The 22,022-nt window shown below is 44.0% G+C and carries 11 protein-coding genes; 7 read left to right on the top strand and 4 right to left on the bottom strand.

Annotated elements, in window-relative coordinates; genetic code table 11:
• The first annotated feature begins 85 nt into the window (after positions 1 to 85).
• The 4 genes from CGC64_RS07085 to CGC64_RS07070 all read left to right on the top strand — a co-directional run bounded on the left by CGC64_RS07085 (position 86) and on the right by CGC64_RS07070 (position 8,530).
• Positions 86 to 1,606 (top strand): hypothetical protein, encoded by a 1,521-nt coding sequence (locus CGC64_RS07085; RefSeq protein WP_005677234.1) that lies wholly within the window; start codon positions 86 to 88, stop codon positions 1,604 to 1,606.
• A gap of 221 nt (positions 1,607 to 1,827) precedes the next feature.
• Complete coding sequence (locus CGC64_RS07080) at positions 1,828 to 5,049, top strand: SusC/RagA family TonB-linked outer membrane protein (RefSeq protein WP_032837535.1); 3,222 nt, start codon at positions 1,828 to 1,830, stop codon at positions 5,047 to 5,049.
• Between the two features lie 12 nt (positions 5,050 to 5,061).
• Positions 5,062 to 6,918 (top strand): RagB/SusD family nutrient uptake outer membrane protein, encoded by a 1,857-nt coding sequence (locus CGC64_RS07075; RefSeq protein WP_005677232.1) that lies wholly within the window; start codon positions 5,062 to 5,064, stop codon positions 6,916 to 6,918.
• Between the two features lie 22 nt (positions 6,919 to 6,940).
• The gene (locus CGC64_RS07070) at positions 6,941 to 8,530 is read left to right on the top strand and encodes a DUF4957 domain-containing protein (RefSeq protein ID WP_005677231.1); all 1,590 of its coding nucleotides are present in this window, start codon (positions 6,941 to 6,943) and stop codon (positions 8,528 to 8,530) included.
• A gap of 107 nt (positions 8,531 to 8,637) precedes the next feature.
• Here CGC64_RS07070 and CGC64_RS07065 read toward each other — a convergent pair whose 3' ends face one another.
• The 4 genes from CGC64_RS07065 to CGC64_RS07050 form a co-directional block, all read right to left on the bottom strand.
• Positions 8,638 to 13,188: a hybrid sensor histidine kinase/response regulator transcription factor gene (locus CGC64_RS07065; protein ID WP_005677230.1), complete on the bottom strand. Its 4,551-nt coding sequence runs from the start codon at positions 13,186 to 13,188 to the stop codon at positions 8,638 to 8,640.
• 120 nt (positions 13,189 to 13,308) lie between these two features.
• Complete coding sequence (locus CGC64_RS07060; RefSeq protein WP_005677228.1) at positions 13,309 to 15,048, bottom strand: pectinesterase family protein; 1,740 nt, start codon at positions 15,046 to 15,048, stop codon at positions 13,309 to 13,311.
• 246 nt (positions 15,049 to 15,294) lie between these two features.
• The gene (locus CGC64_RS07055) at positions 15,295 to 16,266 is read right to left on the bottom strand and encodes a pectinesterase family protein (protein ID WP_032837965.1); all 972 of its coding nucleotides are present in this window, start codon (positions 16,264 to 16,266) and stop codon (positions 15,295 to 15,297) included.
• Between the two features lie 9 nt (positions 16,267 to 16,275).
• Positions 16,276 to 17,412 (bottom strand): glycoside hydrolase family 88/105 protein, encoded by a 1,137-nt coding sequence (locus tag CGC64_RS07050; RefSeq protein WP_229030882.1) that lies wholly within the window; start codon positions 17,410 to 17,412, stop codon positions 16,276 to 16,278.
• A gap of 362 nt (positions 17,413 to 17,774) precedes the next feature.
• Between CGC64_RS07050 and CGC64_RS07045 the strand changes: the two genes are divergently transcribed.
• The 3 genes from CGC64_RS07045 to CGC64_RS07035 all read left to right on the top strand — a co-directional run bounded on the left by CGC64_RS07045 (position 17,775) and on the right by CGC64_RS07035 (position 21,835).
• Entirely contained in the window at positions 17,775 to 19,175 is a 1,401-nt protein-coding gene (locus CGC64_RS07045; protein ID WP_005677222.1) for a PTS galactitol transporter subunit IIC, read from the top strand.
• Between the two features lie 34 nt (positions 19,176 to 19,209).
• Positions 19,210 to 20,130 carry a 5-dehydro-4-deoxy-D-glucuronate isomerase gene (kduI, locus tag CGC64_RS07040; protein WP_005677221.1) on the top strand — a complete coding sequence of 307 codons (921 nt, stop codon included), beginning with the start codon at positions 19,210 to 19,212 and terminating at the stop codon, positions 20,128 to 20,130.
• A gap of 256 nt (positions 20,131 to 20,386) precedes the next feature.
• Positions 20,387 to 21,835 carry an MFS transporter gene (locus CGC64_RS07035; protein WP_005677217.1) on the top strand — a complete coding sequence of 483 codons (1,449 nt, stop codon included), beginning with the start codon at positions 20,387 to 20,389 and terminating at the stop codon, positions 21,833 to 21,835.
• Positions 21,836 to 22,022: the final 187 nt, after the last annotated feature.

The raw sequence follows: 22,022 nt of genomic DNA, 5'->3' as shown, positions 1-22,022 counted from the left end.
ACCTAAATATTCATACCTTTACGCCATTAAAACGAAAATCAGAATAAAGTTCCATATCAAAACAATAATCAACTAAAGAAAGAGCATGAATAAAAAACTACCGGCAGCACTGTGCATTTTACTCACTATACCTATAATGGTAAGTGCGACAACCTATATATCCATTGATATACAGGATAATAAAAGTGTCAATAATGAGAAGAAAGACTATCCGACCCCTGATCGAAACAAAATTATAGCTTTTCCCGGAGCAGATGGTGCCGGAAAGTATACAACAGGAGGTGCCGGAGGTACTGTATATATAGTGACTTCACTAGCCGATGACGGTTCCGAAGGAACTTTCCGTTGGGCTATCAACCAAAAAGGTACTCGCACAATCGTTTTTGCAGTAGACGGAATCATAGAGCTGCAAAAACCTCTGAGAGTCAACAATGGAGACCTAACCATTGCCGGACAAACAGCTCCAGGTGACGGTATCTGCCTAAAAAACTATACTTTCTCCATTCAAGCCGACAATGTAATTGTCCGTTTTATCCGCTCACGCATGGGAGTTGACATCAAACAAAAAGGAGACGACGCTATGAACGGCATCAAAAACCACCAAAATATTATCATTGACCACTGCTCCATGAGTTGGAGTACCGATGAATGCGCCACTTTTTATAATAATCGCAATTTCACTCTCCAATGGTGCATCATCAGCGAAAGCCTTGCCAACTCCATTCATGAAAAAGGAGCTCACGGCTATGGAGGCATTTGGGGAGGACAGACTGCAACTTTTCATCACAACTTATTGGCTCATCACACCAACCGTACTCCTCGTCTTTGCGGAAGCCGCTATACTGGTAAACCGGAAGAAGAAAAAGTTGATTTATTCAATAATGTAATCTATAATTATGGTAGTGACGGAGCTTATGCCGGCGAAGGAGGTTCCTACAATTTCATTAACAACTATTATAAACCGGGACCTTTCAGCGCTACAAAAGGTTCTTTTAAACGTTTGTTTACCGCATACGCCGACGATGGAACGAATAAGAATGAAGCCGGTGTCCACGGTATATTCTACTTTAATGGTAATTATATGGACCCTACTTGTTCTAAACTCACCGATAAACAAAAAGAAGCTCTTTACAAAGTGAACAGAGACAATGCCTACGGACTGGTAATCAAGAACGACTTTGCACCTGAAAAAAAGTTGTTGTCCTCTAAAGCTTTCAATATAGCCGAACGTACTTCCTTGCAATCTGCGAAAAAAGCATATAAAGACGTGCTCGAATATGCCGGTGCTTCGTATCGTCGTGACATAATAGACAAACGCATTGTAGAAGAAACCCGCAAAGGTAATTATACTTATGAAGGTTCCCACGGTAGCACCAACGGCATGATAGACCAGCCATCGGATGTAGGAGGATGGCCAGAATATAAATCGGAAGTAACTTTAGTCGATACCGATGGTGACGGTATGCCGGATGAATGGGAAAAGAAAAATAATTTGGATCCGAACGACCCTGCCGATGGTACTAAGTATAGTTTAAGTCCGGAATACACAAATCTGGAAGTATATATGAACAATCTGGTCAATCATTTATTCCCCACAAAGAAATAGAATTTTGACACATAACACTTCCAAACAGACACAGGAAAAGCGGAAAGTATATAGCAATACTTCCGCTTTTTTGTTACTCAGAGGTGGAAAAACAATATTTCCCATGATAAAAACAATTATTGCACATAGATAGCGCTGTCGATGACTTATTTTTGCACAAACAAAGCCTTACAAGTAACCGAATGTTTATAATATTAACAATCTATATTAAAAGAAGAATGATGTCTAAAAGAATGAAAAACATGCGAGTTTTACTGCTAATGATATTAGCAGTTTTTTCGCTAAGCGTATCAGCGCAGACTATTACCGCAACCGGTAATGTGAAAGATGCAACCGGAGATCCAATTATCGGTGCTTCCATCGTAGAAAAAGGAAATACCTCCAATGGTACGATTACCAATCTGGATGGTGATTTCTCTCTCAAAGTTCCTGCCAATGCCACTCTTATTGTTTCATACATCGGTATGAAGACACAAGAAATTGCAATCAAAGGAAAAAACAAAATCGACGTAACTTTGTCTGACGACACCAAAGCATTAGATGAAGTCGTTGTTATCGGCTATGGTACAGCCAAACGGAAAGATATCACAGGTTCCGTTGCTACGGTTAGTTCCGAAGTATTGAGCGCCGTTCCCGTAGCTTCGGCAACAGAAGCCTTGCAAGGTAAAATGGCGGGTGTACAAATCACCACTACCGAAGGTTCTCCTGACGCAGAAATGAAGATTCGCGTACGTGGTGGTGGTTCTATCACAGGTGACAATACTCCGCTGTTTATCGTAGACGGTTTCCCGGTAGAGTCTATCAGCGACATTCCCGCATCCGATATTGAGGATATGACTGTACTGAAAGATGCATCTTCTACAGCTATTTACGGTTCTCGCGGTGCAAACGGTGTAATCCTGGTAACGACTAAAAGCGGAAAGGAAGGAAAACTGAGTGTATCTTATAATACCTACTATTCCTGGAAAAAAATGGCAAAGACCTTGGAGACATTGAGCGCAACTGATTACGTAAAATGGCAAAGAGAATACGCCTTGTTGAGAGGTAATGAAAGCAAATTTACCAGTCTTTTCGGCAACTGGCAAGATGCAGACTTGTATGAAAACGCCCCAACCAATGACTGGCAAGACCAAGTATTCGGCCGTACAGGAAATACCTTCAATCATAGCTTGACAATTAGCGGTGGTTCGGACAAAACTAAATTCAACATGGGATATGCCCACATGAATGACAAAGCTATCATGCTGGGGTCTTCTTTCCGACGTGATAATTTAAGCTTAAAACTTAACCACAAGGTGAATGATAAAGTCAGCCTCGACTTCTCTATGCGTTATGCCAATACCACAGTAAACGGTGCAGGTGCCAATGAAAGCAAGAGTGAAGTATCTTCAGCCGACTCACGCATGAAGAACGTTATGATCTACCCGATGTTTAACTTTCCTGATTTGAGTGACAGTTATGACCCGGATTTTCAGTTGACAAACCCGATTACATCAGTATATGACACGGACCGCAAGCAGAACCGTCAGACTTTCAACATGAATGGAAGCTTTTCATGGGAAATCTTCAAGAACTTCAAGTTCAAAACAGAGTTCGGTCTGGACTGGTACTACAATACCGATAAGAAATATTATGGTCCAAGTACTTACAATGCACGTACCAACAGTTCCGATACAGAAGGTGTTCATCCGATGGCTTATTTTGCCGACACGCAGCGTAAGACTTTCCGCAATACCAATACAGTAAATTACAACTTCAAAGATATCATCAAGAATAAAGACCACAACCTGAATGTATTGGTTGGTGAAGAGACTATCAATAAAAAAAGTTCATTGAATGATGACCGTCTGAGCTTCTTTCCTGTCAGCTTTACTGCTTCTCAGGCTTGGGCCTTGTCTTCACAAGGTACTCCTTATAGTGTAGACAAATATACTAACGCAGACGACAACTTGCTTTCCTACTTCGGACGTGTCAATTACGATTTCCAAAGCAAATATTTGATTAGCGGTACATTCCGTGCCGATGGTTCTTCCAAATTCTCTAAAGGCAATCGTTGGGGGTATTTCCCTTCAGCTGCCGTAGCATGGCGTATTTCCTCAGAAAAGTTCATGGAGAAGACCCAGAATTGGCTTGATGATTTGAAAATACGTTTTTCTTATGGTACCGCAGGTAATAACAATATTCCCGCCGACCAGACTTCTCCCGTATGGTCTTCCGGTTCTACTACTTGGCTCAATCAATTCCCTTCTTATTGGACAAGCGGCATTGCCTCAGGTCAAAGTGGTTCCTACGCATCCAATCCGGACTTGAAATGGGAAACGACCGTTACCCGTAACGTTGGTTTGGATTATACCTTATTCGGTGGCAAGCTGACCGGTAGCATCGAATATTATAAGAATACGACTAAAGATTTACTAATCGCATTCCCTGTTTCCGGTTCCGGTTATGACTACCAGTACCGCAACCTCGGTAAGACTGAGAACAAAGGTTTTGAAATATCTCTTACCTGGAACATCATCAGCAAGAAAAACTATGAGCTGAGCTTCAATGGTAACGTAGGTTTCAATAAAAACAAAGTAAAGAACCTGGGTACATTATCACAATATCCGGCATCATCCGGTTGGGCCTCAACACAGATTCAGGATGACTTCATCGTGAAACCAGGCCATTCAGTAGGTGAGATCTACGGATATGTAACTGCCGGACGTTATGAAGTAAGTGACTTTGAAGACTATTATGCCAGCGGTGAAAAATGGGTATTGAAACAAGATGTAGCAAGCAATGCAGGTGTTATCGGTGCCAGTTATCTCCGTCCGGGTGCCTTAAAACTGAAGAATATAGACGACAGTGACAATGTCATTGATGAAAAAGACCGTACCGTTATCGGTAATACCAATCCTAAAGCCAGTGGTGGTTTCGCCCTTTCAGGTCGCGTATATGGTTTTGATTTGAGTGCAAACTTCACTTACAGTATCGGTAATGACGTTTATAATGCCAATAAGATTGAATATACTTCGTCCTATCAATACTATTACCGTAACATGATCGACATTATGGCCGAAGGCAAACGTTGGACAAACCTTGACGCCAACGGAAACTTGGTAAACGATCCCGCACAGTTGGCTGCATTAAACGCCAATACTACCATGTGGTCACCCTATACCAGTTATGTATTGACCGACTGGGCTGTTGAAGATGGCTCCTTCCTACGTCTGTCTACATTAACAGTAGGTTATACTCTACCGCAGTCCCTGACTAGAAAAGTGGGTATTAACAATTTGCGTTTCTACGCCACATGTTATAATGTATTTTGTCTGACCGGTTATTCAGGCTTCGACCCTGAAGTTTCCACCCGAAACAAAACAGCTCTTACTCCGGGAGTAGACTACTCTGCATACCCGAAGAGCCGCCAGTTTGTAATAGGTCTTAACTTAAACTTCTAAAACGAAAAAGAAATGAAAAATATAACGATTAAATCATTGACAGCTGTCGCCCTTCTTGCTAGTCTGTTTTCTTGCAGTGATTTCTTAGATCAAAGTTCTCCTTCATCTTTAGACGGTAAGAACATTTTCAGTACTTATGAATATGCACAAGGCACCATTGCCAATATCTATCAGGAATTTGGAGAGCAAAACTATCGTGCACGTGCCATTTGGTATGGATACAATACAGATATAGAATACTATAACAGTTCGGACAAGGCCGACGGAAAGGCAGACTTGGCAACATACAATGCCGGAGTCGGAAACGATCAAATGAACACCAGTACCGGGACCGACCTTTGGGCTAAGATATATGCCGCTATCGAACGTGCCAATCTGGCTATTGAAGGTCTTCGTGAATATGCAGACCTGACAAATGCCAATATGAAACAATTGTTGGGGGAAGCGCTCACGCTACGTGCCTTACATTATATTGACCTGATTAATATGTGGGGAGATGTTCCCGCACGCCTGACTTCATTGAACGCCGACAATATGTATTCAGGACGCGAAGACCGTGATGTCATCTACAAGCAGCTCATCATTGATTTGCAAGAGGCACAAGACCTTTGCGCGTGGCCTAATGAGATAGACGCCACACAAACAGTGGAACGCGTGAACAAAGTCTTCGTAAAAGGTCTCCTGGCCCGCGTATGCCTGCAAGCATCCGGCTACGCTCAGCGTCTTGACGGAGAAAACCGTTTAAGTACGGATCCGGAACTATCCAAAACACGTCTCTACCCTATCGCACTGCAAGCTTGTAAAGATGTAATGGAACAGGAAGGCACTTACGTGGCTTTGAAATCAAATTTTGAAGATATCTTCAACAACAACGGAATCTCAGGAGATGTTATCAATGCAGGCAGTGAATCATTGTTCGAGATAGGTTATAGCAATAACCCCGCACGCGGACGTATCATGTACACTTTCGGTATCAAGCATACCACTGCCGACAATATGACAACCATGCTTCAGGGAAGCCAGGTTGGTCCTACACCAACTTTCTTCTTTGACTATTCAGTAAAGGACTTGCGCCGTGATATAACTTGCTGCCCATTCCAATGGACAAAAGGCGTACAAACTCTTCAGTCTTTCAAAAGCTGGAGTTTCGGAAAGTTGCGTTATGAATGGACGAACCGTATGATTCCTACCGGAAACGATGACGGTATCAACAGACAATATATGCGTTATGCCGACATCGTACTGATGCGCGCCGAACTGGAAAACGAATTGAATGGTGCATCTGCTGCCGTTCCTTACCTGACTAAGATTCGCAACCGCGCTTTTGCGACCTCCGACCGTGCAACAGAAGTTACAGCTTATGTTGCAGAAGCAGCTCTCAGTAAAGAAAAGATGTTCCAGGCAATTGTTGACGAGAGAGCTTATGAGTTTGCCGGAGAACTGATCCGTAAAGCTGATCTTATCCGTTGGGGAATGTTGAAAAGTAAAATGGACGAGACAAAAAACAAGATGAAAGCTATTGTGAGTTTGACCGATTATGATTCTAAACATCCTTACAGCCAGCTATCAGGCCATGCATATTATAAAATGAGCGCATATACCTGGACTCGTAATGGTATAGAGACTACCGAAAAGGATGCAAAACTGAACCTTTACGGTCTGAACTATGGTGAAATGGATATTAATCCGGAAGGCTATACCGAATTTTCAGACAGTAAGGGCGAAGCATCCACTTGGATCAAAGATAATGCCCTGGAAGATGTTATTGACTATCTCTATGTTCGCGACCCAGACAAATATCAATACTGGCCTATCTTTAACGTCAACTTGAATGATAATCCTAATCTTTCTAATTACGAGTGGTATTAACTAACTAAATGATTAAACAACAATGAAAAAATATATACTATCAATTTGTACATTAGCTGCCGTTTGCCTGGGTAGTGTTGCAGTGACATCATGTAGTGAACCAGATGATATCAATGATTTAGTTCTTAATCGTGTCTTGTCGCCAACCGGCATCACTGCACGTATTTCACAGGAAGTAAACATCATTGTCAGTTGGAATGAAATGTCAGGAGCTACCTCTTACGAACTTGAAGTTTATGCGGACAGTCCCGACTATGACCAACGTACACCGGATGCCTCATATACCACAACTTTAACCGAAAAGACTTTAACCAATCTTATCGGAGAGACTGATTATTACATCCGCGTAAGAGCCATTGATGAAAACAATTCTTCCCGCACATCCAAATGGGTTGACATCAAGCGTACAACCAACCCCGAACAGAACATGAAAAAGGTAAAAGCCGGTGACATTCAGAGCACTTCTGTAAAAGTAACATGGACACCGGGTATTGAGGTCGATGCTGTCATCTGTGCTCCTACTACCGCAAACTCCAGTGCCAATACTGTGACGTATACGCTGAATTCAACCGACATATCTTCCGGCTCCGCCACTATCACAGGTCTTACACCGGAAACCAATTACAGAGCTACATTGAAGTTAGGTGAAAAGACTCGTGGTTATTCTACTTTCACCACTAATCTGGATTTGAGTGATGCTATCGAACTTACTCCTGCTGACGATTGGGTTTCTGCTATTCAAGATGCAACACCAGGCAGTAAGTTTGCTCTTGCAGCCGGTGAATATGTGCTGACAGCAGCCAAATTACAAATTAATAACAATGTAGTCATTGCTGCTAAGAATTCTGCTGAGCCACCGGTAATCAACACTTGTATCCATATCTATAACGGCGCTTCACTCTATCTCTATCAGGTTGTGTTAGATGGAACGAATACTGATGGCAGTCAGGCTATTGAATACAAAAAAGAAGGAGGATTCGGTGACCTTACCATTAACGGGTGTGAAATAAGAAACTATATTAAAGGACTTATTTACATCAATGTTGCAGCAGTACCAAATACTATCAAGATAGAAAACTCCCTCATTCATGATATCGTGTGTGACGGTGGTGACTTTATTGATAGCCGTAAAGGTGGTTGGAACAATCTCACCATTTCAAGTTCCACAATCTATAACTCCGCCTCCAAACGGGACGTACTACGTGCCGATGACGCATCAAACAGCGTAACTGCAAACATGGTAACTTCGATTGATAAATGTACATTCTATAATGTAGGTAACGGTGAAGCCAACTATCGCTTCTTCTATCTGCGATTCAAGGGTAACACCAACACGTTTACCAACAACGTAATTGCCAACTTCAACAACAAACGCGGCTTTGCCAACTCAAGTGCCGTAGGAAAGCCAACCTACTCGAACAATTATTACCACAACTGTAAGAACTTGATCTCATTGGCTGAAGGCAATACGGACACAACAGTAACGTGCTTCGACACAGAAGGAAATGTTCTTGAGAACAATCCGTTCGCCAACCCGGATAAGGCTGATTTCACTATCACTGATGAACTTTATCAGAGTTATGGTTTTGGTGACCCGCGCTGGCTGCCATAAATCACGAACAACATAGATACTAAAAAGAGAGGTCACTTCATCGGAATGAAGTGACCTCTCTTTTTAGTATCTTCACATGAAGGAAGAACTCTGTGCCTAAACTCGTATTATCTCCCCACTTTCTCTTTATACTCCGTCGGCGTCATCCCCACCTGCGCCTTGAAACATTTGCTGAAATAACGCGGGTCATTGATCCCGACCATATATGAAATCTGCGTCATATTAAACTCTCCGGTTTCAATCAATTGTGTAGCACGTTTAATACGGATTTCTTTGATAAACTCGATAGGCGCTAATCCGGTAAGCGTTTTCAGTTTCTTGAAGAATACCGAACGACTGACAGCCAGTTCGCGTACCAAATCATCCACCACCAACTCGCCATTATCCATGTTCTGCTCCATTAGTTCCACCAATTTATCCATAAACTTACGATCGTTAGGAGACATATCGGGAACAGCAGGTTGTACTTCCTGCTCCGGTTCAGTCCTGTTTTCTTCTCTTGATTCCCCCTCTGCCGATATAGGCAGATCTTCAGGAACAGCAGCCATGTTGATATGCATCAGGCTATCGCGATAGAAACTTTGCAGTTTCTTGCGCTGTATCAACAAGTTTTCTACACGGGCTTGCAGATAGGTGGCACTAAAAGGTTTCGTGATATAGTCATCTGCACCGTACTCCAGTCCTTCTAATTTGCTTTCGATAGTAGTCTTGGCAGTAAGCAGAATAATAGGTATATGGCTAGTCATCATATCCGCACGCAGTTCACGTGTCATTTCGATACCATCCTTTTCAGGCATCATCACATCACTGATAATAATATCCGGCAAATACTTCAACGCTTTACTCCAGCCTTCCATTCCGTCGGCCGCCTCCACCACCCTGTATACCGGAGTAAAGATGCTGCGCAGAAACTCACGCAACTCCTGATTATCTTCGACTAACAACATTAACTCTTTAGAAGTATCTTCCGCTAACGGTTCTTCCTCCGAAGACGATTTCTCAAACTCCGGACCAGCTGCCGTTACAAGAGTTTCAGATTGAAGCGATGCATTGGCAATGTCCACCACCTGCCCCATTCTTACCGGAGCTTCCGCATCGTCAAGGATAAATTCGACTTCTTCGTCATAATGTTCTTTCCCTTTCAGGAAGTCAACCTTGAAACAACTCCCTTCTCCCAAACGGCTGTCAACGGAAATTGTAGCCTTATGCATCTCCACAAGTTCCTTTACCAACGAAAGCCCGATGCCCGTACTAGCCTGATTGAAAAGATTCTTATCCACCAGATTCTCGAAGCGGACAAACAACGACTTCTTCTTGTTTTCCGCAATACCGATTCCCTGGTCCTGTACACCGATCGAAACGGTATTCTCATCTTCACGAATAAAAATCGTAATCATCTTGCCGTTCGGCGTATATTTGAAAGCATTGGAAAGCAGGTTAAACACAATCTTTTCCAACTTATCCACATCCACCCAAAGAAACAAATGCTGTTTCTCCGTCTCAAACAGGAAATCAATCCGATGTTCCTCGGCTACGGCTTCGAAATTATCCATGACCTTACGGACAAAGGGCACGACATCCACACGTTGCACCTGCATCTTCATCTTCTTGTTCTGAATCTTGCGGAAGTCCAGAATCTGATTGACAAGACGAAGCATACGGTTAGTATTCCTCTCTACCACCACCAACTGTTCACGGACGTCCTCCGGTAACTTATCATTCTTCAAGACTTGTTCAACGGGACCCGCAATCAGCGTCAGCGGCGTACGAAGTTCATGGGAAATATTAGTGAAGAAACGCAGCTTTATATCCGAAATCTGCTGTTCTATGGATACCTCATGCTTCAACCGATAAATAGTAAACAGGATATAAACTGCCACAAGAATGATAACTAGAATCAACAGCACATAGAGTACGTATGCCACCGGAGTTTCCCAAAACGAGGGAAGAATGACAATATCCAGCACACGTTCATTCTCTACCCACACACCATCACTGTTTGTAGAACGGACACGAAGCACATACTCCCCTTTCGGAAGATTCGTATAAGTCACACTACGTTGCTTGTCGGCAAAGGTCCATTGTTTTTCAAATCCGTCCAGAATGTAGGCATACTGCACATTCTGCGGATTGGTATAATCGAGCGCTGCAAACTGTACAGAGAAGATATTCTCATCGTGCGAAAGCACCAGCTGCTCCGTATCATCAATATCTGCCTGCAACAACGATTGTTCCCCGGGCACAACATCCTCATTGGCTACTGTTAATTTAGAAAACACGATCGGAGGCACATAACTACTCTTACGGATAGAATCCGGGTTGAAGATAAAAACCCCTCCACTGGCACCGAACAGCATATTGCCTTTCGCGGTCAATGTGGAAGCCGCCTCACTAAAACGTACTGGGAAAGTTATACTACGCTCATCATAACTTTCAAACCGTTCTTCGGAGGGGATGAATTTACAGATTCCATTCTCCGTACTAATCCATAAGTTCTGTTTATCGTCCTCGCGAATGGAAAGCAGTACATCCGAAGGAAGCCCGTCCTGCACCGAGTAAGACTTAAACGCCCCATGTCCGTCTTCACTGATAGAGATCAGTTTGTTGAGTCCGCCACCAAAGGTAGCCAGATAAAGTTCCTTATCCGTAGTGGGGATAATCCAGTGCACATCATTGTTACTCAAACTTTGTGTATCGTTCGGCATACGGGAGAAGTGATAGAACTGTACATCTTCCGGTTTCTCGAAATTCTCGTCAAAGGCTACGGCACCCGTCGTCGTTCCCACCCACAAACGGCCGTTATTGTCGGAAGTGATAAAACGAGCCTTGTAGCAGGGATCAATAGGATAACCTTTCAAATGGTTACGGTGATTGATAAACAAAACCTTTCCATCCTCATTCTCCGTGAGATAATTGATACCACCGGCAAAGGTAGCCGCCCAGATTCTCCCGTTATGATCTTCGTACACACAATACACATTGTTATCGCTCAAGCTATACATATCATCCTCTTGGTGAAGATAACGGGTCAGCTTGTACGACATTCCCGAAAGAGAGGTTGCCTCGGCACGGATCAGCCCGTCACCTTTTGTCGCAATCCAAATCACTCCTTTCGAATCCTGAATGATAAAATAGGCTGTTCCCTTCACGGGAGTGCCGACAGTGGAAATTATGCCGTTTTCCGTCAGATATCCCTTATAAGTTCGATCGGCGTCATATATACGAAGTATACCGTCCTTCACACCGACCCAGAGATTCCCCTGTTTGTCTTCACAGAGGGCACGTATCTCATTATGCAGTGATTCATATTCCTGCGGTACGGGAGTCATCATCGAAAAAGGAACATTACGGTAAGTCACCTTTTCCAATCCCTTGGAATGGGTACACATCCACAAATTCCCTTGTTTGTCGGAGAAAGCCGAGTGAATCTTATTGGAGAAACGCCAGTCACGGCTGCCCAGTCCGTTATAAAAAGGAACCAGCCGCTTCTTCTGAGGATCAAAATATGAGAAACCACCTCCATACGGGTGTACCCACAGATAGCCGTTCACATCCTCATGGATATGAAAAGCAGGACGTGAACGTTCAGGATTACTATATTCAATAAGAATCTGCTCACGCGTCACTACTCCGGTAAACGGATTGAAATGAGCTACCACACCCGGTTCTTCCTGTTCGAACCAGACTTCCGAAGAACGGTCTACATAAGCCGATAGAATGGGTTTGGCAGGTAACTCCTTGCAAGTCAGAAATGAATAGTGTACCGATGCTTTCGTTTTCAGATTACAGGTAAAGAAACCGTCCGAATCCGTAGTGATGACCGACATATCCGGTGCAACCGTATGAATGGAGGTGATCCGCCCTTTGGTCGGAAGTTCGAGCAATACAAATTCTCCGCTTCCTTTCTGATATACCCAGACACGTCCGTGGTCCGAAGCAAAGCAAATATCCTCATCACGCTCCTGCACGGCATAGAAAGCCTGGTTCATTCCGCTAAGCTTTCCTTTGGTTTCCGTAAAATAAGAAACAGGTTCTTTGTCTCCTGGACGAATCATGCCCAACCCGTTGTCTGTCAGCAGCCAGTCATTACCGGCTTTGTCCTGATGTACTTTAAACACGTGTAAAGAGGGAAACAATTCCGTCTTATTGGAATAAATATCCCATGTCAGCCGATGATTCTCGTCGGGATGAGTCAGAATGCGAATCGCACCGTCGTTTTCCGTCAGCAGCCAGACAGTTCCGTTCGGCATTACTTCAATGGTATGTACATTGAATGCACTCCCCTCCTCACCGGCAGCGGGCACTTGCTCGAAAGTTTCCGTTTTCGGATCAAAGCGATGAACGCGGTTGTCATAGGTCAACAGCCAGAGAAAACCGTAACGGTCTTCATACATACGGTCCGCCCGATTATTGGTCAGACTGATGTAATTTCCCTGTCGTGCCTTGTAAGTTTTGAAAGTGTACCCATTAAAACGGTTAATACCATCCCAGGTGGCAAACCAAAGATTGTCTTTATGGTCCTGAAGAATGCTCATGACTGTATTTTGCGACAGTCCGTCCTCAGTAGAGTAATGGGTGAAAAAGCAATGCTGCTGTGTATGTGCCGTGAACACAATAGCTAGCAGGAGAATCACTGAAAGTAAAGTTTTCTTCATCATATCACTCGGTTCTGTGGCGTAAAGATAGAAAAATAACAGGATTTTAATACTATCTTTACCAGCTATTTAGCAGAAACAGGTTATTCAATAAAACAAGTTTTCAGTTTCAGGCATAAGAGTTCAACGTTTTACATCTAACAGATGATTTCCGTTTTTTACCGGATTCCACCCGTCATCACCGGCCAGCACTGTTTCTATCTCATATCCTTTAAGAGTTTTCAACTGATGGGAGAAAGCGGCACGTGCCTTCGGATTGGCACCTTCACCACGACTGTCATACTCTGCATAAAAAGCAGTTTTCTCGTTTTCCTTCTTCCCCCAGTTGTTCCAGCCTTCGGGAAGGACGTGCTGTCCCAGTTCGCAACGGACAAATACGGCTTGGGCATACGGACGCCAGGGACGGGAGAGATATACTTTCTTCGCTTCAGGTGATGCGGTGAGCTTACAATCATAGAAGACGTAGCCATACTTTTTCCCTTGGTCGGTAGAAGGTGCGGTCACATAGCCGTCCCGTTTGCTGTGAATGTGGCAACGGTTAAAGACAGCCGTAGACCAACCGAAAATGAAATCAACTGTTCCTTCGATGTAACAGTCCTCATAATATTGACGACTTTGCTTGCCGTAAGTATAGAGGGTATCCTGAAAACCTAAAAAGCGGCAGTTCTTGAAGAAGGCACGGTCGGCGGAGACAAAGCAGGCAACTGCCTGCCCGACGGGACCGGCGGAGTTCTCAAAAGTGATATTCTCTGCATAAAAGTCCGGTGCATAAATATAGCAGCTCGATGAACCGGAAGTTCCCATGTTCTCGCCAAATACATTTTTCTTGTTGGCGAAGTCGTCATTGGTCAACGTCGCGCCTTCTTCTCCGATCAAGGAGACATTAATCTTGCTTTCGGGGATGATAATCTTTTCTTTATAAGTACCTTTACGTATCAGAATCGTGGTACGGATGTTCTTACGGAAATCGGGAACCGCATTAATCGCTTCCTGAACGGTGAAGAAATCACCGCTTCCGTCTTGTGCCACCACGTAATCATAGTGGCGGATATATGGTGCCAGTTCCGGAACTGCTTTGCCGATTGCCTCTACTGCCAACCCGGCAATCACACGTGCACCATATACATTCAGATGAGTATTGTCTTCGCGGCCTTTCGGGAAGGCGGGAACCTGATCCGGTTCGACGAACATGAACAGTTTCTTTGACTCTACCGGACCGAGTCCTTCCACCAAGTCGTGTGTTATCTTATTCATATCAATAAATGCAACTCTGAGTTCTTTCGCCACATTACGCGGAGAATCCAGATAAGCTCCGTGAGTATCGAATAAAACGGTTCCTTCTTTGGGCGGTTCACTTTCCCCCGGTGTCCGGCGGACATCTTTTGAAATGGAAGTGTCCTTAGGCTGAACAAAGTTACGGCGGACAATGGAATTGAACAATACGGGGATTCCCCCTTTGGCTCGAGTCTCGTTCACGTAGCGACGGAGATGATCATCGAAGGTGGTTCCGGGATCGGTATGGCGGGTGGGATCAGCTTTTTCATCATTGTGCCCGAACTGGATAAAGACATAATCTCCCTTTTTCACCTTAGAAATGACTTTTTCCCAGCGGCCTTCACTGATAAAACTTCTGGAACTTCGACCATTGGCAGCATGATTATCTATCCTGATATCCTCGGAGAAGAATCCGGGAAGTACCATTCCCCAGCCACGTTCGGGATTTCCTCCGTCCAGTTTCTTATTGGCCATAGTAGAATCTCCTATCATAAAGACAGTTACGACCGGTTTATCCGCACGAAATGCGGAACAGAGGATAAAGGCTGCTACCAGTAATCCTATCATTTTAGCCCCTAGTGTTTTCATATTCTTCACGCTCTTTTAGTTCTTCTTCGTTTTATCTGCCACCTGCAACATTTTGTCTTGCACCTGAACAAGTTCAGTTTCAAGGCTCTGAAACTTTAGTTTCAAGCGTTAGAAACTCTAGTTTCCACACGCAGAAACTCCAGTTCCCACATAGAGAAACTACAGTTCCCCGCCTCGGAACCAGGATTTCGAGCTTAGGAAACAAAAGCTTCAAGCTCCCCAACCGATCGGACATCTTATCTGTTCCTATTTATAAGGATACCAATTGCTATCTTCTTTAAAGATATTCTCCGGTGTATACTTCAATACTTCTTTCTTTGTAAGCTGTTCGGCCCATGCCACACGTCCTTCAGTCTTTGCGCCTTCGCCCGTATTGCCAAATTCGGCATAACGGGCTGTTTTTTCATTCTCCGGATTCTTCCAGTTGTGCCAACCTTCGGGACGGATATGGTTTCCAAACTCACAGTTAATAAAAGCTGTCGCTGCATACGGACGCCACGGACGGCCCAGATAGACCTTTTTCACTCCCGGAGCAGCAGTCAGCTTACAATTCTTGAAGACATAGCCAAATTCTATATTTTGAGGAGTAGAAGCGGCAGTGATATACGAATCACGTTTGCTATGCAGCTCACAGTATTCGAAAAGTGCAGTGGAAGGTCCGAAGATAAAATCGGTAGTACCTTCGATGTAGCAGTTGGTAAATAAGAGCCGTGCCCCTTCCGAACCGGTATAGATAGTGTCCTGATTTCCCAGAAAACGGCAGTTTATGAACATCAGCCGGTCACCCTCGGTATGAAGTGCCACGGCCTGTCCCAAAGGAGCCGCATTATTTTCAATCGTTAAGTCCTTGAAAGTAATATCGTTGCCCGATACCTTGACGGTGTACGTGCGGAATGTTCCCATTTTGTTAATATTGGCATGGTCGTCGTAGGTGATAATCGTATTTTCGGCGCTTTCGCCTACCAACTGAACGTTCTTGACCCAAGAGGGAATTACCAGCTTCTCTTTATACGTGCCGTTCTTGATATAAATTGTCACCGTGTAATCCATAAAAGCGCGGACCGCTTCCACTGCTTCCTGAATATTGCGGTAATCTCCTGTCCCGTCGCGTGTGACGACCAACGTATCTTTGCGCTGCTGTTGTTGCGAATAAACTGCCGTTTCTCCTACACCAAGAAAGAGAATTAGCAATATCCCTTTAAAAATAGTTCCTTTCATCGGCATAAATTACTTTTGTAAACGTTCATATTCCAAGCTAGCCATGATAAATGGCCCCACAACTTTGGGGTCGTTATTACGGATTGTTTCATTAATATAATAGTCGTAATCACCGGAACGATATACTTTTCCTCCCAACCCGGCTACTGCACAAGCCTTGGTTATGGTTACCAGGCCGTTCCTATCCACTTCGATAAAATTATCAAGGAAACCTTTATAGCCCTTCAACGCTACATCCAGATAAGATTTATCAATATATCCCTTGCGGACAGCCTTAAACAAGGAGTAGATAAACATGGCGGAACAGGACGATTCGACATAGTTTCCTTGATCTCCGCTTCTATCCATGACCTGATACCAGCCTCCGGTTTTCGGGTCTTGCAGTTTCTTTACCTGCACAGCAATATTATTCAGAATAGCAAGCAGCGAATCCCTCCCTGCTTCGTGCTTCGGAATAAAATCCAGCGCATCTACCAACGCCATGGCATACCACCCCATAGCACGTCCCCAGCAGTGCTTCGACTGCCCCGTGACCGGATCCGCCCAACGTTCGGTGCGACTAACATCACACGCATGACGGTAAAGTCCGTTTTTCGGGTCGTAAGTATGGCGGGCGCAAGTGACAAACTGGTTAATTATATCCGCATAGTCTTTCGGAAGGTTGTTGCGGAATGCATATTCTGCATAAAAAGGAGCTCCCATGTAAAGTCCGTCCAGCCACATCTGATGCGGATAAATTTTCTTGTGCCAAAAACCGCCATCATCATTACGGGGCTGTCCTTCAAACTGGCTGTAAAGCAGATCGAGCGCTTTCTTGTATTTCGGATCTTTGGTTTGCTCATAAATACGGAAAAGAATTTTCCCGGAATTGATGCGATCCAGACTGTAATCGGTTAATTTATAGGCGGTAATCGTTCCGTCGGCGTGCACCATTGTATCTGCGTATGCAATGGCGTAGTCGCGGATTTTCTTGTCACCATACGTATCATAGACATCAAGCATGGCTCCCAATTCAAGACCGTGACAATAATCCCACTTTAGCTTAGGCTGAAAGTCGAGTTGCCAAGATTCCGGCCAACGGATCATTTCTGATTGAGTCATTCGTACAGACCAGGGGAGTTTCTTATCTACCTGCTGCGCCGACATCGGGGGAATGATTGCAGCCAGTGTAAGCAATATAAAAAGAACAGATGCAAGGGTTCGTCTCATGGTTTGTTATTTTAAGGATTCAACATACTCGTTTTTCACGCTACGAAAGTAGTGTATTTCTTCCAAACCGGATAGGAATTTTTAATCAACTAGGTGCATTTTTTGTTTTTCGTGTACGGAAACGACTATTTTTGTGCACGCAAACGTCAAAAATGTCCATTTTTGATGCAATATCTGATAAATTAAGAGTTTCGTTTTGGAAGAAAGCAAAAAAGGTCTTACTTTTGGCACGGTTTAAAACTAATGCCCTCTGGGGAAACACAGTAAATTATCATTAAAACAGAGAAAAATAGAACAGAATGGAAGAAGTATTTAAGTACATTATCGGTCTTGGAGCGGCAGTAATGATGCCGATCATTTTCACGATTTTAGGAGTATGTATCGGTATTAAACTTCCCAAAGCGCTCAAGAGCGGTTTGTTGGTTGGTGTCGGTTTCGTTGGTTTATCAGTAGTGACGGCATTGCTTACCAGCAGTCTGGGTCCGGCATTAAGTAAAATGGTTGAAATCTACGGATTGGAATTAGGAATTTTCGACATGGGGTGGCCTTCTGCTGCGGCGGTAGCTTACAATACCTCAGTCGGTGCTTTCATCATCCCTGTTTGTCTGGGAATTAACTTATTAATGTTGCTGACTAAAACAACCCGTACCGTCAATATCGACCTTTGGAACTACTGGCACTTTGCATTTATCGGCGCTATCGTATACTTTGCTTCCGACAATATCTATTGGGGATTCTTTGCAGCTATCATCTGCTACATCATCACGCTGGTAATGGCAGACCTTACCGCTCCTGCTTTTCAGAAGTTCTATGATAAAATGGACGGAATCTCTATCCCGCAACCTTTCTGCCAAAGTTTCGTTCCGTTTGCTATCGTAATCAACAAACTATTGGATAAAATTCCGGGATTCGACAAACTGAATATCGACTCTGAAGGATTGAAAAAGAAATTCGGCTTAATGGGTGAACCCTTGTTTCTGGGTATCGTAATTGGTTGCGGTATCGGCGCACTGGGTTGCGGAAGCTGGAAAGAAGTGGTAGACAGCATTCCGAGCATATTAGGTCTGGGTATCAAAATGGGCGCGGTAATGGAGTTGATTCCACGTATCACCAGCCTCTTTATCGAAGGTCTGAAACCGATCTCCGACGCTACTCGCGAACTGATCGCAAAAAAATATAAGAACAGTGCCGGACTGAGTATCGGTATGAGCCCCGCTTTGGTTATCGGACACCCGACGACACTGGTGGTATCCCTGCTTTTGATTCCCGTAACTATATTCCTTGCAGTCATTCTGCCGGGCAACCGGTTCCTTCCGCTGGCATCTCTGGCGGGTATGTTCTACCTGTTCCCGATGATTCTGCCTATCACGAAAGGTAATGTAGTGAAATCGTTTATTATCGGACTGGTAGCATTAATCGTAGGTTTGTATTTCGTAACGGAACTGGCAGGTTTCTTCACCCTGGCCGCAAAAGACGTATATGCTGCTACGGGCGACCCGACAGTGAATATCCCCGCAGGCTTTGAAGGCGGCGCACTCGACTTTGCTTCCAGTCTTTTCTGCTGGGGTATCTTCCACCTGACTTACAGCCTGAAGATTATCGGCCCGGCAATCCTCGTGGTACTCGCACTCGGAATGGCTATCTACAACCGTATCCGCATGACGAGAAATGATGCAAAAGAAGCATTGAACAACAAATAGTACATAATATATAATTCAAATAAAGATTCGAAAGATGAAAAAATTAGCAATTGCAATGATGTTGGGTATCGCAGCGATGTCTGCTTCTGCCCAGGTGAATTACAAGATGCAAGTGGCTTGCAATCCGCAAGACGTGAAAACGTATGATACAAACCGCCTGCGTAGTAGCTTCCTTATGGAAAAAGTAATGGTTCCGAACGAAATCAACGTTACTTATTCTATGTACGACCGTTTTATCTTCGGTGGTGCCGTGCCTACAACAAAAGAACTGGTACTGGAAACAATCGATCCGCTGAAAGCTAAGTTTTTCCTTGAACGCCGCGAACTGGGGGTTATCAACGTAGGTGGCGAAGGAATCGTGACCGTAGACGGCAAAGAATATACATTGAAGTTCAAAGATGCACTGTACGTTGGTAGAGGCAAGCAGAAAGTGACTTTCAAGAGCAAAGACTCAAGCAATCCTGCCAAGTTCTACATCAACTCTGCTACTGCTCACAAAGAATACAAAACGCAGTTAATTACGATTGACGGACGTAAAGGCTCTCTGAAAGCCAACTCTTTCCCTGCCGGAAAATTGGAAGAAAGCAACGACCGCGTTATCAACCAGTTGATTGTAAACAATGTACTTGAAGAAGGTCCTTGCCAACTGCAAATGGGATTGACGGAACTGAAACCGGGTAGCGTATGGAACACGATGCCTGCACATACTCACAGCCGCCGCATCGAGGCATACTTCTACTTCAATGTACCGACCGGCAACTCTATCTGCCACTTCATGGGCGAGCCTCAGGAAGAACGCATCGTATGGATGCAGAACGAACAGGCTATCATGTCACCGGAATGGTCTATCCACGCTGCTGCCGGAACAAGCAACTATATGTTCATCTGGGGCATGGCTGGTGAAAACCTCGACTACGGAGATATGGATAAGATTAAATATACAGAAATGCGCTAATCATTGCGCATCTCTGCAACCATATAAACAATCCGAGAAACTTCATTCATTCCTCTGTATAAGGAAAGAATGAAGTTTTCCGGATTTATCATATTCTTCTCCCAAAGAATACAAATGTAACACCTGACATATACTATGCAACAAAATCATCCTATAATGCAACGAATTATACATGATTTTGACCAATTATTACAAATAACTTTCATTCGAAATACCGACCTTTGTCAGCAAATCAAAATCTATTAAATCCATTATCATGAATGCATTTCAAAAAACAGGCGAAAAAATGACAAACTACAGATGGACTATCTGTGCTATGCTATTTTTTGCAACAACAGTTAATTATCTCGACCGCCAGGTGCTATCGCTGACCTGGGACGAATTTATCAAACCGGAATTCCATTGGAATGAAGTACACTACGGTACTATCACTTCCGTATTCTCTATTGTATATGCAATATGTATGCTGTTTGCCGGTCGCTTCATCGACTGGATGGGCACCAAAAAAGGGTATCTCTGGGCAATCGGTGTATGGTCGGCAGGTGCTTGTATGCACGCACTCTGCGGAATTGTGACCGAACAATATGTAGGTTTGCACAGCGCAGCCGAACTAATGGCTGCTACCGGTGACGTCGTTGTTGTACTGGCTACCGTCAGTATGTACTGCTTCCTTGCCGCTCGCTGTATCCTCGCACTCGGTGAAGCGGGCAACTTCCCGGCTGCTATCAAAGTAACGGCTGAATACTTCCCTAAAAAGGACCGCGCTTACGCTACTTCTATCTTTAACGCCGGTGCCTCTATTGGTGCCTTGATCGCTCCCGTTTCCATTCCGTTGATCGCAAAAGCATGGGGCTGGGAAATGGCATTTATCGTAATCGGTGCGCTTGGTTTTGTCTGGATGGGTATGTGGGTATTCATGTATGATGCTCCTTCAAAGAGTAAACACGTCAACAAAGCCGAACTTGATTATATCGAACAGGATAAATATGAAGAAGGCGCTGCCCCTGTGATTGAAGAGGTGAAAGAAGAAAAGAAGATGTCTTTCCTTCAATGTTTCACTTACAAGCAGACATGGGCTTTCGCTGCCGGCAAGTTTATGACCGACGGTGTGTGGTGGTTCTTCTTGTTCTGGACTCCGTCTTACCTGAATACTCAATTTGACATCAAGACTTCCGATGGACTGGGAATGGCTTTGATTTTCACCCTTTATGCCGTAACAATGTTGTCTATCTATGGCGGTAAGCTCCCGACTATCTTTATTAATAAGACAGGTATGAATCCTTATGCTGCCCGTATGAAGGCAATGTTGATTTTTGCTTTCTTCCCGTTGGTGGTATTGCTGGCACAGCCATTGGGTACATTCTCTCCGTGGTTCCCGGTTATCCTTATCGGTATCGGCGGTGCTGCCCACCAATCTTGGTCGGCTAACATCTTCTCTACTGTAGGTGATATGTTCCCGAAAACCGCTATTGCAAGTATTACAGGTATCGGTGGCATGGCCGGTGGTGTAGGTTCCATGTTGATGCAGTTCGGTGCAGGTCTGCTGTTTGTTCATGCCGACGAAACGCACATGACATTTATGGGATTCGAAGGCAAGCCTGCCGGATATTTCATTATGTTCTGTATCTGTGCGGTAGCTTACCTGGTAGGCTGGGTGATTATGAAGGCATTAGTACCGAAGTACAAACCTATCGTATTGGATTAATCTATCATCTGATATAAAATGAAACAGGAAGGTATCCAATTAATAATACCTTCCTGTTTTTCGTAAAACAAAATATTCTAGTAAAACAAAAAAGCCTCTTCTCACGAAGAAGGCTTTTTAGGATTACTTATTCTACATTACTTCCTGCTTTTAAAATGAAAAAGAAGCATTCTAATAATGGAGGATA

It is taken from the genome of Bacteroides caccae (assembly GCF_002222615.2).
GTDB classification, from domain to species: domain Bacteria; phylum Bacteroidota; class Bacteroidia; order Bacteroidales; family Bacteroidaceae; genus Bacteroides; species Bacteroides caccae.
Note: the sequence above shows the minus strand (reverse complement) of the source record. Positions and strands in the feature narration are given on the sequence as shown.